A 15,250-nucleotide genomic window follows, 5' to 3' on the forward strand; every position below is an offset into this window, starting at 1 on the left:
CTCAGATGAAACGCATACTATTTGAACTTGTTTTTATCGCAACGACTTGGTATATATTTTTACCACCCTTCAATCTGACTAGTTGGGAATTCATCTTCTTTCTCTGTGGGCATCTGGTGGTGATGGGGATTTTGTTTAGTTTCCGCAAGGATACCAATCTCCTCAAAACTGTTCATGTACGTCATGGCAAGGCTGCCAAAGATCTCAATCTAGAAGGACTTCATTTTACCAAACTTAGTAGAGGATTGTTTCTGACTGCAGGTATCATCTTTGCCCTTGCTGGTCTGGTAAGCCTAGTAACCTCTAGCTTTTTCCAAGCAAAAATTATGCTAATGTGGTGTCTATCACAGAAAAAGACTTTAAAGATTTTCCTAAGAGTGATACCAGTAAGGTTCCAATCCTAGATCGGAGCACTGCAGAGAAGATTGGAGACCGTTATCTAGGCTCTCTGACGGATAAGGTCTCCCAGTACGTAGCAGCAGATACTTATACCCAGCTGACGGTTGATGGCAAACCCTATCGGGTGACTCCTTTGGAGTATGCCGATCCCATCAAATGGTTCAACAATCAAGCCAAGGGAATTGGCGAGTATATCAAGGTTGATATGGTGACAGGGAATGCGGAATTGGTAGATTTAAAAACACCGATGAAGTATTCGGACTCCGAGTATTTTAACCGTGACGTCAAACGTCATCTTCGAATCAAGTATCCGACTAAGATTTTTAAAACCCCATCCTTTGAGGTGGATGATGAAGGCAATCCTTTCTATGTAGCAACCGTTTATCAAAAACAGTTTGGTCTAGGAGTACCTCGCCCTTCATCTGTTATTATCTTGGATGCTACCAATGGCGAAACCAAGGAATACAGCTTGGATGAGGTGCCAGAATGGGTGGACCGTGTCTATCCAGCCGAAGAAACCATCGAACAAATCAACTACAACGGCAAGTATAAAGACGGCTTCTGGAATGCCTTGATTTCTAAGAAAAATGTTACCCAAACGACTGAGGGTTATAACTATCTTTCTATCGGAAATGACATTTATCTCTACACGGGGGTGACTTCAGCAAATGCTGACGAAAGTAACCTGGGCTTTATTCTTGAAAATATGCGCACTGGTGAAATCACCAAGTACAATCTAGCTTCAGCAACCGAAGAATCAGCCCGTGCTTCCGCAGAAGGAGCAGTGCAAGAGAAGGCCTACAAGGCTACCTTCCCTATTCTTGTCAATCTCAATGACAAACCTCTCTATATCATGGGCTTGAAGGACAATGCAGGTTTGGTCAAGGAGTATGCTTTGGTTGATGCAGTAGAGTACCAAAACGTCATCGTAGCAGCTACAGTAGATGAACTCCTCAGCAAATATGCCAATAAAAATGACCTCGACCTGGATAATGAAACGGTAGAAAGTATCAAGGGAGTGGTTTCAGACCTTAAATCAGCTGTCATCAAAGGTGATACTGTCTATTTCTTTAAAGTTGATGGCAAGATTTATAAGGTCAAGGCTTCCGTATCAGACGACCTTCCTTACCTCGAAAATGGTCAATCCTTTGAAGGTCAAGTTGGAAAAGATAACTATCTCAAGACCTTTAAAGTGAAGTAAAAGAAACCTCGGTATGAACCGAGGTTTTTAAGATGAAATTCTTGGTCGTGATTGAAAAATATGCTACACTAACAATATGAAAATTTTAATCCCAACAGCAAAAGAAATGAACACAGACTTGCCGAGTATCGAAGCGCTCCCCTTGAGGAAAGAAAGTCAGGCAGTCCTTGACTCACTGGCACATTACTCAGCTAGTGAATTAGAGACCTTTTATAAAGTTTCTGCCGAGAAAGCAGAAGAAGAGTACGCTCATATTCAAGCTCTAAAAGATCGAAGGGCTAAAAACTATCCAGCTTTGAAACTCTTTGATGGTCTTATGTATCGCCACATCAAACGAGATGGGTTAACCGAGGCTGAACAAACCTATCTTGAAGATCATGTTTTAATTACATCAGCTTTGTATGGCGTAGTTCCAGCCCTATCTCCCGTGGCTCCTCACCGTTTGGACTTTTTGATGAAATTAAAAGTAGCTGGTAAAACCCTAAAGACTCATTGGAAGTCAGTTTACGATGAGGCGTTAGAGGATGAGGACTTGATATTTTCTCTCTTGTCATCAGAGTTTGAAACCGTATTTTCTAAGGAAATCAGAGAAAAGATGGTGACCTTCAAATTTATGGAGGACAAGGCAGGCCAGTTGAAAATCCACTCAACCATTTCCAAGAAAGCGCGTGGCGCCTTTCTGACAGCTCTAATAGAAGGCCAAGTCCAAATGGTTGACCAAGCTCGCAAGCTCCGCTTCGCCGGCTTTGAATACCGACCTGATTTATCAAGTGACTTAGAACTCGTCTTTGTGAAACAAGCATAAAACCAGCTCGAATGAGCTGGTTTTTACTAGATTAGTTGATGGCTGCAAGAAGGTCGTCAGCTTGTTTTTCAAGTGATGAAGCAGTTGTTTCTTCTAACACCAATTTTCCGTCTGCCCAAGCAGAGTCATTGACACGTGCAGCAGTGAAATCACCAACGACTTGTGTGCGGATAAATGGCAAGAGGTCTTTATAAATAGCAAAGAGTTGATCGTGACCGGCATTGGCTACAGATGAGACAGTAACAAACTTGTCTTGGAGGGCAGAAGCACCACGTGTATCAGACAAGTCAATGGCACGCGAGAGCCAGTCAAGCAAGTTTTTCACTGTTCCAGGGATAGAGAAGTTGTAGACTGGAGAGAAAATCCAGATGGCATCGGCAGCAAGAACAGCTTCTCGAGCGGCAGCTACAGCTGGATGAGTTGGAACTTCAAGATCTTGGCTGAAGAGGGGAACAGCTGAGTAATCAAGATAGCTAACTTCCACTTTACCAGCAAGTGCTTTTTCAGCTTCGAGGGCCATTTGGTGGTTGAAAGAACCTTGGCGAAGTGAACCGACGATAAATAATACTTTTTTAGACATGATATGTCTCCTTTAGTTTAAAATTCAAAGAGCGAACCCTTTTGTTACCATCTATGTTACAACAAATAATACTAATTAGCAATAATTTTGCTCACAAATTTTTAAATTTTTTTAAAATGCGGATTAAGTCTTCCTTTTCGCCATCTTCCAAGATGCTGAGTGCTTCTACGATAGAATCAATATGGTCAGGGAGAACCTCTTCGATTTTTCTGCGTCCTGCAGGTGTTAATTTCAGGAAAAAAGAGCGACGGTCTTTTGGGTCACAAGTTTTAGAAATCCACCTATCTCGAACCATGTTTCGAATAACAACAGTCATGTTTCCAGAAGTGGCCAACATTTTTTCAATCAAATCCTGAATACGCAGTTCTCCCTTGCTATAGAGGGTTTCCAGAACAGAAAATTGAGTAGGGGTTAGTCCGTGTTCTTTGGCAGCCTTGGTTTCATAAGGTTTAAAACTTCGCATCGCTTTATTGAGAACGATAGCCGTCTTCAGGTCTAATTGATTTTGGGAAATTTTTTCTTTCAAATATTGTTTCATAAGGGTATTCTATCAATAAATAAATAGAAATACAAGAGGCATGGATTTTATAGGGAAATTATCTCAGAAAGTTCCTATATTCACTTGTAATAAAGGAAGAGAGATGGTAAAATAGACGAGTGAAACTAAGACAGAAAAAAGCAAAAAACAAGCTACTTTTACAGTATGGAATCGGTATTTCTCTGGTACTGCTAGTCATGACGACTTCCTTCCTTTATCTGATATCACTCAGCATGAAACCTTATCAAGATGCTAGGGTTGAGGGAGAAAAGCTGGCCAAGCAGTATGCAGAATTGGAACAGGCAGATCAGGTTGATTTCTATAATGGACTAGAAGGTTATTACAGCGTTTTAGGACATAATAAAAAGCAAGAGGCCATTGCCGTACTGATTGAAAAGAATGACCATAAGATTTATGTTTATCAGCTTGATAAGGGGATTTCTCAAGACAAGGCAGCGACGATTTCGAGGGAAAAAGGAGCTAGCGATATTGACAAAGTCACCTTTGGTCGCTATCAGGACAAGCCGATTTGGGAAGTTAAGTCAGGAAACCACTACTATCTGGTGGACTTTGAAACAGGAGCAGTGATCCAATAAGGAGGGCATATGAAACTATCCAAGCGTGTACTAGAAATGGAAGAGAGTGTTACTCTAGCCAGTGATGCAAGAGCCAAGGCATTAAAAGCTCAAGGAAAGGATGTTCTTTTCTTAACCTTGGGACAGCCAGATTTTCATACTCCTGAAAATATTCAGGATGCGGCGGTGGAAGCGATTCGAGATGGACGAGCTTCCTTCTATACAGTTGCTTCAGGCCTACCAGAGTTAAAAGCGGCGGTTAATACCTATTTTGAACGCTACTATGGGTATTCCGTAGCAGCAAACGAGGTTACCTTTGCCACTGGTGCTAAGTTCTCTCTCTACACCTTCTTTATGGCTGTGGTCAATCCAGGTGATGAAGTCATCATCCCTACACCTTACTGGGTCAGCTATGGAGACCAAGTCAAAATGGCAGAAGGTGTGCCAGTCTTTGTCCAGGCCAAGGAAGACAATCACTTTAAAGTAACAGTAGAGCAGCTAGAAGCAGCCCGAACAGATAAGACCAAGGTCTTGGTTCTCAATTCGCCATCGAATCCGACCGGTATGATTTACTCTCGTGAGGAATTGCTAGCCATCGGAAATTGGGCTGTTGCGCATGATGTCCTTATCTTAGCAGATGATATTTATGGTCGTTTGGTTTATAACGGGAATGAATTTGTTCCAATCTCTAGTCTGTCAGAAGCCATTCGCAAGCAAACCATCGTGATTAACGGTGTATCTAAGGCCTATGCCATGACTGGTTGGCGGGTAGGTTATGCTGTGGGAAATCCTGAAATTATCGCTGCTATGAGCAAACTAACAGGACAAACAACCTCAAACCTGACTGCTGTATCACAATATGCTACCATTGAAGCCCTAACTGGACCACAAGACTCTGTCGAAACCATGCGCCAAGCATTTGAGGAACGCCTTAATACCATCTATCCTCTCTTGTGCCAAGTGCCAGGATTTGAAGTAGTCAAACCCCAAGGAGCTTTCTATCTTTTCCCAAATGTTAAAAAAGCGATGGAGATGAAGGGATATACCGATGTGACGGAGTTTGCAACGGCTATTCTCGAAGAAGTCGGTCTGGCCTTGATTACAGGAGCAGGGTTTGGTGCGCCTGAAAATGTTCGTCTCAGCTATGCCACAGACTTGGATACCTTGCAAGAAGCCATTCGTCGTTTGCATCAATTTATGGAAAAATAAAACTCAAAATCTTCGCCTTTTTGGCGAAGATTTTTTGTAACGAAAATCTCGCGAATTTTCTCTAGTCGAACCTAGCTATCATAGTCTATTTATGGTAAAATAGTGGGTAATGATGTCTTCGGACAAGTTAAACGAAAAAAGGAAGATAGATTATGACAAAACGTGTAACAATCATCGAAGTAAAAGACTACGTTGGTCAAGAAGTGACCATCGGAGCCTGGGTTGCCAATAAATCAGGAAAAGGGAAAATTGCCTTCTTGCAATTGCGTGACGGAACAGCCTTTTTCCAAGGAGTCGCCTTCAAACCAAACTTTATTGAAAAATTTGGTGAAGAGGTAGGTCTTGAAAAATTTGAAACGATCAAACACTTGAGCCAAGAAACGTCTGTTTATGTGACAGGAATTGTCAAAGAAGACGAACGTTCTAAGTTTGGCTATGAGTTGGATATTACAGACATCGAAGTGATCGGTGAATCTCAAGACTACCCAATCACACCAAAAGAACACGGAACAGACTTTTTGATGGACAACCGTCACTTGTGGCTCCGCTCTCGTAAGCAAGTGGCTGTTATGCAAATCCGTAACGCTATCATTTATGCAACTTATGAGTTCTTTGACAAGAACGGTTTTATGAAGTTTGATAGCCCAATTCTTTCAGGAAACGCAGCAGAAGATTCAACTGAACTCTTTGAAACAGATTACTTCGGAACGCCAGCCTACTTGAGCCAATCAGGTCAGCTTTATCTTGAAGCAGGTGCGATGGCTCTTGGCCGTGTCTTTGACTTTGGTCCAGTATTCCGTGCGGAGAAATCTAAGACTCGCCGTCACTTGACTGAGTTCTGGATGATGGATGCGGAGTACTCTTACTTGACACATGATGAGTCACTTGACTTGCAAGAAGCTTATGTAAAAGCTTTGCTCCAAGGTGTATTGGACCGTGCTCCCCAAGCCTTGGAAACATTGGAGCGTGATACAGAACTTTTGAAACGCTACATTGCTGAGCCATTTAAACGTATCACTTACGATCAAGCCATTGATCTCTTGCAAGAGCATGAAAACGATGAAGATGCAGACTACGAGCATTTGGAACATGGAGATGACTTTGGTTCACCACATGAAACTTGGATTTCAAACCACTTTGGTGTGCCAACATTTGTCATGAACTACCCAGCAGCTATCAAGGCCTTCTACATGAAACCAGTTCCTGGAAATCCAGAGCGCGTGCTTTGTGCAGACTTGCTTGCACCGGAAGGCTATGGAGAAATCATCGGTGGTTCTATGCGTGAGGAAGACTACGACGCCCTTGTCGCTAAGATGGAAGAACTTGGTATGGATCTTACAGAGTACGAATTCTACCTTGACCTTCGTAAATACGGTACAGTTCCACACGGTGGATTTGGTATCGGTATCGAACGTATGGTAACCTTCGCAGCAGGTACAAAACACATCCGTGAAGCCATTCCATTCCCACGTATGTTGCACCGTATCAAACCATAAAATAAATCAAAACGCCCCAGGGGCGTTTTTTCAAAGTAGAAGAAAGAAGAGGTGGAGAACATGTAAAGCACAGTTTAACAAGTGACAAACACAAAGATACAAATACACTTGTTAAAGGAGAAACTATGTTTAAACGAAATTACCGGAAGAATATCGGTCTCATGGCTGGTGTGGAATTTTTTGCCTTTCTGGGCATTACCAGCTTTTGGATTCTATTTCTCAGTCAAAACGGGATGTCACTTTGGCAGATCGGCTTATTGGAAAGCATTTTTCATGCTACCAGTGTCATTTGTGAAATTCCCTCTGGCATGTTAGCTGACCGCTATTCCTATAAAACCAATCTTTATCTCAGTCGGATTGCTGGGATTGCGTCGTCTATTCTCATGTTGGTAGGACAAGGTAATTTTTGGATTTATGCCCTCGCTATGGTGGTGAGTGCCTTGTCTTATAATTTTGATTCGGGGACGAGTGCAGCCATGGTTTATGATTCGGCCGTGGAGGCTGGATTAAAAGATCGATACTTGTCTATCTCAAGTTTTATGTCAGGAGTAGCAGAAGGAACTCGGTCTTTGGGGACCGTTTTAGCGGGTTTTTTTGTCCATGGTCAATTGCACTTGACCTACTATATCATGATTGCCACTTCTATAATCGTTCTTTTCCTAACTTGGATGCTAAAAGAGCCTCGTGTTAAAGCGCAAAAATCTGAGCGCCTGACCATGAAAAGGATTATGTTGACTGTCAAAGAGGAGTTGCAGAGAAATCCCAGTCTTTTTGGTTGGATGATTCTGTCCCAAATCATCGGGACACTGATGTGCATGTTTTATTTTTACTATCAAAATCAACTGCCGGACTTAGAAGGATGGCAGATTTCGATGGTCATGCTAATCGGCAGTGTTTTGAATATCTGGGCAGTTTATCTAGCGAGTAAGATTGGAAAGAAGTATGCAGCCTTAAATCTCTTTCCAATTCTTGTACTCTTAACGGGAGTGACCTACTTACTTTCTTACTTTGGTACGCCACTGATTTATATTTTGATTTATTTGATTAGTAACGCCTTATATGCTCTCTTTCAACCGATTTTTGACAACGATTTACAAAAGCGACTCCCAAGTGAGGTACGTGCAACCATGCTAAGTGTCTACTCCATGATGTTCAGCCTGAGTATGATTGTTATTTTTCCTCTAACGGGTTGGCTGATTGATGCTCTAGGTTTTGTAGAATCCTTCCTTTACTTAGGATTCTTTTTAGTAATCGTCGGCTTTTCACTATTTTTCATTTTGAAAGAGATGGCCAGAGCTGTAGAACTGAAAGAGAATGTTATTTCTAAGCAATAGAGTTATTTTTCATTTTTATCTTTTTTCTCTTGCTATCTACTAGCTTTTCTAGTATAATAGTTTATTGTGAGCAAACCTCACTTACCCCTTGCAAAGTCTTGGGGTCATTAGACCAAAAGGAGGAACATATCAATGGCTAAATACGAAATTCTTTATATCATTCGTCCAAACATTGAAGAAGAAGCGAAAAACGCTTTGGTAGCACGTTTTGACTCTATCTTGACTGACAACGGTGCAACTGTTGTTGAATCAAAATCATGGGAAAAACGTCGTCTTGCATACGAAATCCAAGATTTCCGTGAAGGACTTTACCACATCGTTAACGTTGAAGCAAACGACGACGCAGCTCTTAAAGAGTTTGACCGTCTTTCAAAAATCAACGCTGACATTCTTCGTCACATGATCGTCAAACTTGACGCGTAAGAAGGTAAATTATGATTAACAATGTTGTACTTGTAGGGCGTATGACACGTGACGCTGAGTTGCGTTATACCCCATCAAATGTAGCAGTTGCGACTTTTACTCTTGCAGTAAACCGTACATTCAAGAGTCAAAATGGCGAACGTGAGGCTGATTTTATCAATGTCGTTATGTGGCGCCAACAGGCTGAAAATCTTGCTAACTGGGCTAAAAAAGGCTCTCTTATCGGGATCACAGGTCGTATCCAGACTCGTAGTTACGATAACCAGCAAGGACAACGTGTCTACGTAACAGAAGTCGTGGCTGAGAATTTCCAAATGTTGGAAAGCCGCGGAGTGCGTGAAGGACATACAGGTGGGGCTTATTCTGCACCAACTGCAGGTCAATCAGCACCTGCAAACCCAGTACCAGACTTTTCACGTTCTGAAAATCCATTTGGAGCAACAAATCCATTGGACATTTCAGATGATGATTTACCATTCTAATGGACAATTAATACTATAAAGGAGAAAAAACATGGCTCAACAACGTCGTGGCGGATTCAAACGCCGTAAAAAAGTTGATTACATCGCAGCAAACAAAATTGAATATGTTGATTACAAAGATACTGAGCTTCTTAGCCGTTTCGTTTCAGAACGTGGGAAAATCCTTCCTCGTCGTGTAACAGGAACTTCAGCTAAAAACCAACGTAAAGTAACAACAGCTATCAAACGCGCTCGCGTAATGGCTTTGATGCCTTTCGTAAACGAAGATTAAAGAAAAGACCCTTACGGGTCTTTTTTTCACGAGCCTTGAAATGAGAGAGCGAGTTGGGTCCAGTGGACCTCTTTTTCATGAGCTCGGAAATAAGAAAGCGAATTAGGACCCCAACGGGTCTTTTTTTCACGAGCTTTGAAATGAGAGAGCAAGTTGAGGTCCGGGTGGACCTCTTTTTCATGAGCTTGAAAACAAGAAAGCGAATTAAGTCCCCAACGGGTCATTTTTCACGAGCTTTGAAACGAGAAGGCGACTTCGGTCCAGTGGTCTTTTTTTCAGACTTTTCCAGGACTCTGTTAGAATGGAGTCCCTTTTGACCTAGTAAGATTCTTTTGTCTTACTAGGTTTTTTCTTTTAATCTTTATTATCGTGCTATAATGGTAGGAGAAAGCTTTAAAGGAGCAACTTATGAAGACGACATGTTCAATTAGAAAAATGCAAGAATCTGACATAAAAGAACTATCTCGAGGATTTATCAGCCAAGGTTGGCCAAGTAGAGAGGAGATTTTAACTCGATACTTTAAGGAGCAAGAAAGTGGGGAGAGAGAAGTCTTAGTTGCAGAGGTTGGGGGTGCTGTAGCAGGTTATATTACGATTTTACCCGATGCTAAGCAGGGCCCCTTTGCTGGAATAGCTCCAGAACTTTCAGATTTCAATGTCTTTGAGCCCTTTCAAAATCAAGGTATTGGAAACCTCTTGATGGAAGAGGCAGAAAATCGAGTTAAGCTTTTTTCAGACAAAGTGACGTTGGGTGTAGGTTTGCACTCAGGCTATGGACCTGCCCAGAGATTGTACATCAAACGAGACTATATTCCAGATGGTTCAGGCGTTTGGTATCGAAATCAGCCCTTGGAAATGAATGCGGTTTGTGAAGATATCGGAGAATTGGTCTTGTATCTGTCGAAAAATTTGTTTTAAGACAGATTTTATAAGGTTTAACTTTAAAATAGCAAGAAGTCGTAACTCCCTTTTTCATTAGAGAGGGATTTTTCGTATTAGAAAAAGAGATACATTCTATGAAACGCTAAAATATAATTATCTGAATTATTAAGAAAAAATAAATATTCAAAAGATGGTAAGGTTTAGAATTTTAAAAAATATTTAATAAAAGTTTAATACGGAAGGTTTACACAGTGTAAATTATATCATTACAAAAATATTACGATTATTTAAAATTAAATTAAATGCAATAATATACTTAGAAAGGTTTGACATATAAATTAATTGACGGTAAAATAATTATGAAAGTTAAATTAATTGATATTGGAACTATCAAATGTACTAATTAATCTGATGTGTCAAATTTTATTATAGTAGAAGGATAGCATAATGAAGAAACTGAAAGTGATGGTTGTTTTTGGAACACGACCAGAAGCTATTAAAATGGCCCCTTTAGTGTTAGAATTGCAAAAACATAGTGACAGCATTGAGACGATCACAGTTGTGACAGCTCAGCACCGTCAAATGCTAGATCAAGTTCTTGAAACTTTTAGCATCGAGCCACATTATGACTTGGATATTATGGGGAAAAATCAATCCCTTTTAGATATTACTGGAAAAATTTTAGAAAAGTTTGATCCAGTTGTTAAGCAAGAACTTCCAGATATAATTCTTGTTCATGGTGATACTACAACGACCTTTGTAGCAAGTTTAGTAGGTTTTTACAATCAGGTTCGAATCGGGCATGTTGAAGCTGGATTGAGAACATTTGATAAGTATTCTCCTTTCCCAGAAGAAATGAATCGCCAGATGACTGACAATCTTGCTGATCTTTATTTTGCTCCAACTAGTGAGAGTAGAGATAATCTCCTCAAGGAAAATCATCCTGAGTCTGCGATTGTTATTACGGGAAATACGGCTATCGACGCATTGAAACTCACTGTTCAATCAGACTACCATCATGAAGTTCTAGATCAATTGGATTCTTCCAAAAAGCTTGTTTTAGTAACTATGCACCGTCGTGAAAATCAAGGGCAACCGATGCGTAATGTCTTTACAGCTTTACGCCAAATGGTCGATATCCATTCTGAATTAGAGGTGGTCTACCCAGTTCATCTCAGTCCTGCTGTGCAAGAAGCAGCAAAGGATATTCTAGCTGGTCATGACCGCATTCACTTGATTGAACCTTTAGATGTACTCGATTTCCATAATTTAGCGTCTAAAAGTTATTTTATTATGACCGACTCAGGTGGTGTTCAAGAAGAGGCTCCTTCCCTCGGAAAACCTGTTCTTGTCCTTCGCGATACGACGGAACGTCCAGAAGGGGTTCGTGCAGGAACCTTGAAACTAGTTGGAACTGATCCAGTATGTGTGAAAGAGGCTATGGCAGCTCTCTTGACAGATGAAACTCTTTATAGAAAAATGTCTCAGGCACCAAATCCATATGGTGATGGAAGAGCATCTGAACGAATCGTTCAGGCTATACTACATTATTTTGGAATGGCTGAATCTGTATCCGAATTTAAAGAAGGAGATGAGGCATAATGAAAAACTGGAATAAATTTAGAAATTGGTTAGTCGCCTTTCTGGGTTGTGAGTTGATTCTTTTAGGTCTTTCTTTTCTCCTTGCTCGAGATATTATTTTAGAGCAGATTATATTTCTAACCCTAGCCTTATTTGCTGTCTTAGTTTTATCTGACTTGTTGCTTACTTGGTTGCTTTTATTGGCGCTTGGTATTGGACTTATCTTTTTGTCATCAGGTATTGTCTATATACCAATCGTTCAACTGTTGTTCTTGCTAGTGAGTTTCCCTCTGTTAATTGGGATTTTAATCAAAGTACGTAATTATTATTTTAAGGCAAAATCAATGGTTCAGGATCAAGTAGAAATCGCTAGAGAAGATTACAAATCAATGTATCAGAGTGTGGAAGAAGGGGAGATTCAATCCCTATTGGTTCATTGGTCCCATGAAGATTTGTTTTTCCAGATTAAACCTAAAGAACATAATCTGATGCTCAGTCGCATTCAAGAGGTAATTTCTCAGGAATTGAGTTACAACGATAAACTCTATTACGTTTCAGATGGGAATTTTCTTGTTTTATCTAATAGTAGTCAAGATTCTTTGAAGCAACTTTATTTGAATGGTTTGCAGGAGAAACTAGGCAGTTTAGTTTTTCATGGAGAAGATGGAAACCAAGAAATTCAATTCCAAACAGGTTACCTGATGATTAACTCTGAGAATAGAAGTAAATATAAAGACTACTCAGATGTTGCTAGTCATTTAAAGCGTCAACTCGAGACGGATGTAATTGTAGAATATTAGGAGGAAAACATGACTTTGACCGAACTATTTTTTGGTATTGCTTTGGGACTCAGTCTCGCATTTGGCATTTGTTTTATCATACTATTTATTGCATACAATATTCTTTACCATCGAGTGAACAAAAATTTTAAGGCGGTGAATCATGATTAGTCAAATGTTAATGATTTTTACCTTGCTTACAATTTGGATTTCTCTAGCATGGGGCTTGGTAATTCTCTTTTCGGCAGTACACTTTTGGTTTAAACATAGCGATTTTCGTGTGGATACGACGCCATTACCTTATTATCCTAAGGTGACGATTGTCGTGCCAGCCCATAATGAGGATGTGGTTATCGCTCAAACAGCGAAGGCTATCCTCGATATGAATTACCCTCATGACCGTATGGAATTGCTCTTATTTGCTGATAATTGTTCTGATAATACCTATGCAGAGTGTTTGTCTGTACAAGCCCTGCCTGAATATGCAGGAAGAAATCTGACTATTATCGACCGTACTGGTACGGGAGGAAAAGCAGGTGTTCTAAACGATGCTTTGGAGATGGCAACAGGTGAATACATCTGTGTCTATGATGCGGATGCCATGCCTGAAAAAAATGCCCTCTATTTCCTTGTCAAAGAAGTGATGAAAGACCCTGAACGCCATGTGGCATCTTTCGGTCGAAACAAGACTCGAAATGCCAATCAAAATTTCTTGACACGTTGTATCAACCAAGAAATCGTTGTTACTCAGCGCGTGCACCATGTTGGGATGTGGCATCTCTTTAAAATTGGTCGTATCCCAGGAACCAACTTTATCATTCAAACCGACTTTGTAAAGAGTATCGGTGGTTGGAAAAATGGTGCCTTGACTGAGGATACCGATATTTCCTTCAAAATCATGCAGAGTGGTAAATTGATCGCCCTTGCTTATAACTCAGAGGCTTTCCAACAAGAACCTGAGACTTTAAAGAGTTACTATATGCAACGAAAACGTTGGGCAAAAGGAAATTATGAAGTTGTTCTCTCAAACTTTAAGCATTTATTTGGCAGAGCAAACTGGCGTGTTAAATTAGAAGTTTTTAACTATTCGTGTGTTTTCTTTTGGTTTAACTTTGCCATTGTTTTATCAGATTTGATTTTCCTAGCGAATGTGCTAGCAATCTGTCTTAACCTATTCTTCCCAGATATCAGGATTCCGTTCGCTTTTGATGCGGACAATATCTACATTGCCCAGCTCATGCTCTTCAACTGGATTCTCATGATTGGTCTCTATTTGATGCAAATTATGACGGCATTAGCAAGTCAGTTTGGACAAGCGACGACAAAGCAAATCTGGTTAGCTTTGGCTGCCTATTTCACTTATGCACAGATGTTTATCGTTGTTTCCATTGATTCCATTTCTTCAATCGTTCTGGACAAAGTACTCAAACGAAAAGAAACCAAGTGGGTTAAAACCAAGCGATTTGCAGGATAGGAGGATTTATGAAAACGAATAAATTAAAATATGTATGGTTTGTGCTCATCCTTTCTATCTTTTGTTTAACCTTGTTTTTGGCAAGAGGAAGGAGTAAAGTCGAGATGCGCAATCGTATTTACCGCCAATGGAGCCAACAGTTTCTTGTGACTAAGGGAAATCAGTCCTATGTCCGTACGACGAATGATTCGGAGGGAACAACAGTTCTATCTGAAGCCCAAAGTTATGGCATGCTCATAACGGTTTTAGCAGCCCAAAAAGAGCAAGCGACACAAGCAGATTTTGAGAATCTTTATCGCTATTACCAAAATCATCGTATCGAGGGGACGCAGTTGATGTCTTGGAAGCAAGTAATCAAAAATGATAGCGAAACGGTCGAGAAACAAAATGCAACTGATGGAGATCTCTATATCGCTTATTCTTTAATTGAAGCTGCCAAGCAGTGGCCAGATAAGGCTCAGGAATATGAAGGACAAGCCAAAAGTATCTTGATTGATATTCTTCGATTTAATTATAATGAGGAGACCGGTGTTCTAAAAGTAGGAAATTGGGCCCAAAAAAATTCAGATTTTTACTATCTGATGAGAACATCTGATACACTACCTCATTATTTCCAAGTATTTTATAATCTAACTGGTGATAAACAATGGCTAGATGTTAAGGATAAGATGCTTGGGCAACTGGAGCAAATTAGTTCTTATTCTGATACGGGTCTCTTGCCAGACTTTATCTGGGCTGAGAAGTCAGGCGCGCGTCTTGTTGATGCTAACACAATCGAATCTCAATACGATGGAGCTTATTCTTATAATGCTTGTCGTTTGCCTTATCACTTGTCTCAAAGTCAAGATGAAAGAAGTCAAAAAGTTGTTCAAAAGATGATGGATTTCTTTATGAAAGAACAACGTATCTATGCTGGTTATGACTTGAACGGAACGGCCCTCAATCAATACCAGGCAGGTAGTTTTTTGGCCCCGATTACCTATGCATCTGACAAGGGAGAAGGCTATCTGAAACTTCTTCAGCAAAATAAATACATTTTCACACAAGATTTACCTTTAGAGAGCTACTATGATGCGACGATGATTACTATGATTGCTCTAGAGATGTTCTAGGATGATAAGAGAGGGCTAGTTCAACTGGCTCTCTTTTTGATAGGTTTTCATCTTTTTTCAAAAAAGGAATTTCCTAAGGTTTATGGTATAATGGAAAGAGTGATGGAAA

The 15,250-nt window shown here is 40.3% G+C and carries 15 protein-coding genes and 1 pseudogene; 14 read left to right on the top strand and 2 right to left on the bottom strand.

Annotation, left to right across the window (positions count from 1 at the left end):
• Positions 1-5: 5 nt before the first annotated feature.
• A pseudogene (locus tag SORDD24_RS00940) lies at positions 6-1,600 on the top strand (hypothetical protein).
• Positions 1,601-1,676: 76 nt separating this feature from the next.
• Positions 1,677-2,405, top strand: a complete 729-nt coding sequence (gene yaaA, locus SORDD24_RS00945) for a peroxide stress protein YaaA (RefSeq protein WP_061406699.1) — start codon at positions 1,677-1,679, stop codon at positions 2,403-2,405.
• A gap of 31 nt (positions 2,406-2,436) precedes the next feature.
• Here the strand turns inward: yaaA and SORDD24_RS00950 are convergent, their stop codons facing one another.
• Together SORDD24_RS00950 and SORDD24_RS00955 are read right to left on the bottom strand one after the other, a co-directional pair.
• The gene (locus tag SORDD24_RS00950; RefSeq protein ID WP_061406701.1) at positions 2,437-2,985 is read right to left on the bottom strand and encodes an NADPH-dependent FMN reductase; all 549 of its coding nucleotides are present in this window, start codon (positions 2,983-2,985) and stop codon (positions 2,437-2,439) included.
• 91 nt (positions 2,986-3,076) lie between these two features.
• Positions 3,077-3,523, bottom strand: coding sequence for a MarR family winged helix-turn-helix transcriptional regulator (locus SORDD24_RS00955; RefSeq protein ID WP_081103477.1), 447 nt, complete (start codon positions 3,521-3,523; stop codon positions 3,077-3,079).
• A gap of 119 nt (positions 3,524-3,642) precedes the next feature.
• Here SORDD24_RS00955 and SORDD24_RS00960 point away from each other — a divergent pair, with 119 nt between their 5' ends.
• The 12 genes from SORDD24_RS00960 (at position 3,643) to SORDD24_RS01020 (ending at position 15,141) form a co-directional block, all read left to right on the top strand.
• The gene (locus SORDD24_RS00960; protein WP_061406703.1) at positions 3,643-4,119 is read left to right on the top strand and encodes a cell wall elongation regulator TseB-like domain-containing protein; all 477 of its coding nucleotides are present in this window, start codon (positions 3,643-3,645) and stop codon (positions 4,117-4,119) included.
• Between the two features lie 9 nt (positions 4,120-4,128).
• A complete protein-coding gene (locus SORDD24_RS00965) occupies positions 4,129-5,307 on the top strand; it encodes a pyridoxal phosphate-dependent aminotransferase (RefSeq protein ID WP_061406705.1) in 1,179 nt (392 codons plus the stop codon).
• 152 nt (positions 5,308-5,459) lie between these two features.
• The gene (gene asnS / locus SORDD24_RS00970) at positions 5,460-6,803 is read left to right on the top strand and encodes an asparagine--tRNA ligase (RefSeq protein WP_061406707.1); all 1,344 of its coding nucleotides are present in this window, start codon (positions 5,460-5,462) and stop codon (positions 6,801-6,803) included.
• A 125-nt stretch (positions 6,804-6,928) separates the two neighbouring features.
• On the top strand, positions 6,929-8,137 hold the full coding sequence (locus SORDD24_RS00975; protein WP_061406709.1) for an MFS transporter: 1,209 nt from the start codon (positions 6,929-6,931) through the stop codon (positions 8,135-8,137).
• Positions 8,138-8,269: 132 nt separating this feature from the next.
• Positions 8,270-8,560: a 30S ribosomal protein S6 gene (gene rpsF / locus SORDD24_RS00980; RefSeq protein WP_001151782.1), complete on the top strand. Its 291-nt coding sequence runs from the start codon at positions 8,270-8,272 to the stop codon at positions 8,558-8,560.
• Between the two features lie 11 nt (positions 8,561-8,571).
• Positions 8,572-9,042: a single-stranded DNA-binding protein SsbA gene (gene ssbA, locus SORDD24_RS00985; protein ID WP_000609596.1), complete on the top strand. Its 471-nt coding sequence runs from the start codon at positions 8,572-8,574 to the stop codon at positions 9,040-9,042.
• Between the two features lie 31 nt (positions 9,043-9,073).
• Positions 9,074-9,313 (top strand): 30S ribosomal protein S18, encoded by a 240-nt coding sequence (gene rpsR / locus SORDD24_RS00990; protein WP_000068664.1) that lies wholly within the window; start codon positions 9,074-9,076, stop codon positions 9,311-9,313.
• 408 nt (positions 9,314-9,721) lie between these two features.
• Complete coding sequence (locus SORDD24_RS01000; RefSeq protein WP_061406713.1) at positions 9,722-10,231, top strand: GNAT family N-acetyltransferase; 510 nt, start codon at positions 9,722-9,724, stop codon at positions 10,229-10,231.
• 411 nt (positions 10,232-10,642) lie between these two features.
• Positions 10,643-11,797: a non-hydrolyzing UDP-N-acetylglucosamine 2-epimerase gene (gene wecB / locus SORDD24_RS01005; RefSeq protein ID WP_061406715.1), complete on the top strand. Its 1,155-nt coding sequence runs from the start codon at positions 10,643-10,645 to the stop codon at positions 11,795-11,797.
• Complete coding sequence (locus SORDD24_RS01010; protein WP_061406717.1) at positions 11,797-12,576, top strand: hypothetical protein; 780 nt, start codon at positions 11,797-11,799, stop codon at positions 12,574-12,576. Before wecB ends, SORDD24_RS01010 begins: the two co-directional genes overlap by 1 nt.
• Positions 12,577-12,718: 142 nt before the next feature.
• Entirely contained in the window at positions 12,719-14,029 is a 1,311-nt protein-coding gene (locus SORDD24_RS01015; RefSeq protein WP_061406719.1) for a glycosyltransferase family 2 protein, read from the top strand.
• An 8-nt stretch (positions 14,030-14,037) separates the two neighbouring features.
• Positions 14,038-15,141 carry a glycosyl hydrolase family 8 gene (locus tag SORDD24_RS01020; RefSeq protein WP_061406721.1) on the top strand — a complete coding sequence of 368 codons (1,104 nt, stop codon included), beginning with the start codon at positions 14,038-14,040 and terminating at the stop codon, positions 15,139-15,141.
• Positions 15,142-15,250: the final 109 nt, after the last annotated feature.

The sequence above is a fragment of the Streptococcus oralis genome (assembly GCF_001579175.1).
Classification (GTDB): domain Bacteria; phylum Bacillota; class Bacilli; order Lactobacillales; family Streptococcaceae; genus Streptococcus; species Streptococcus oralis_O.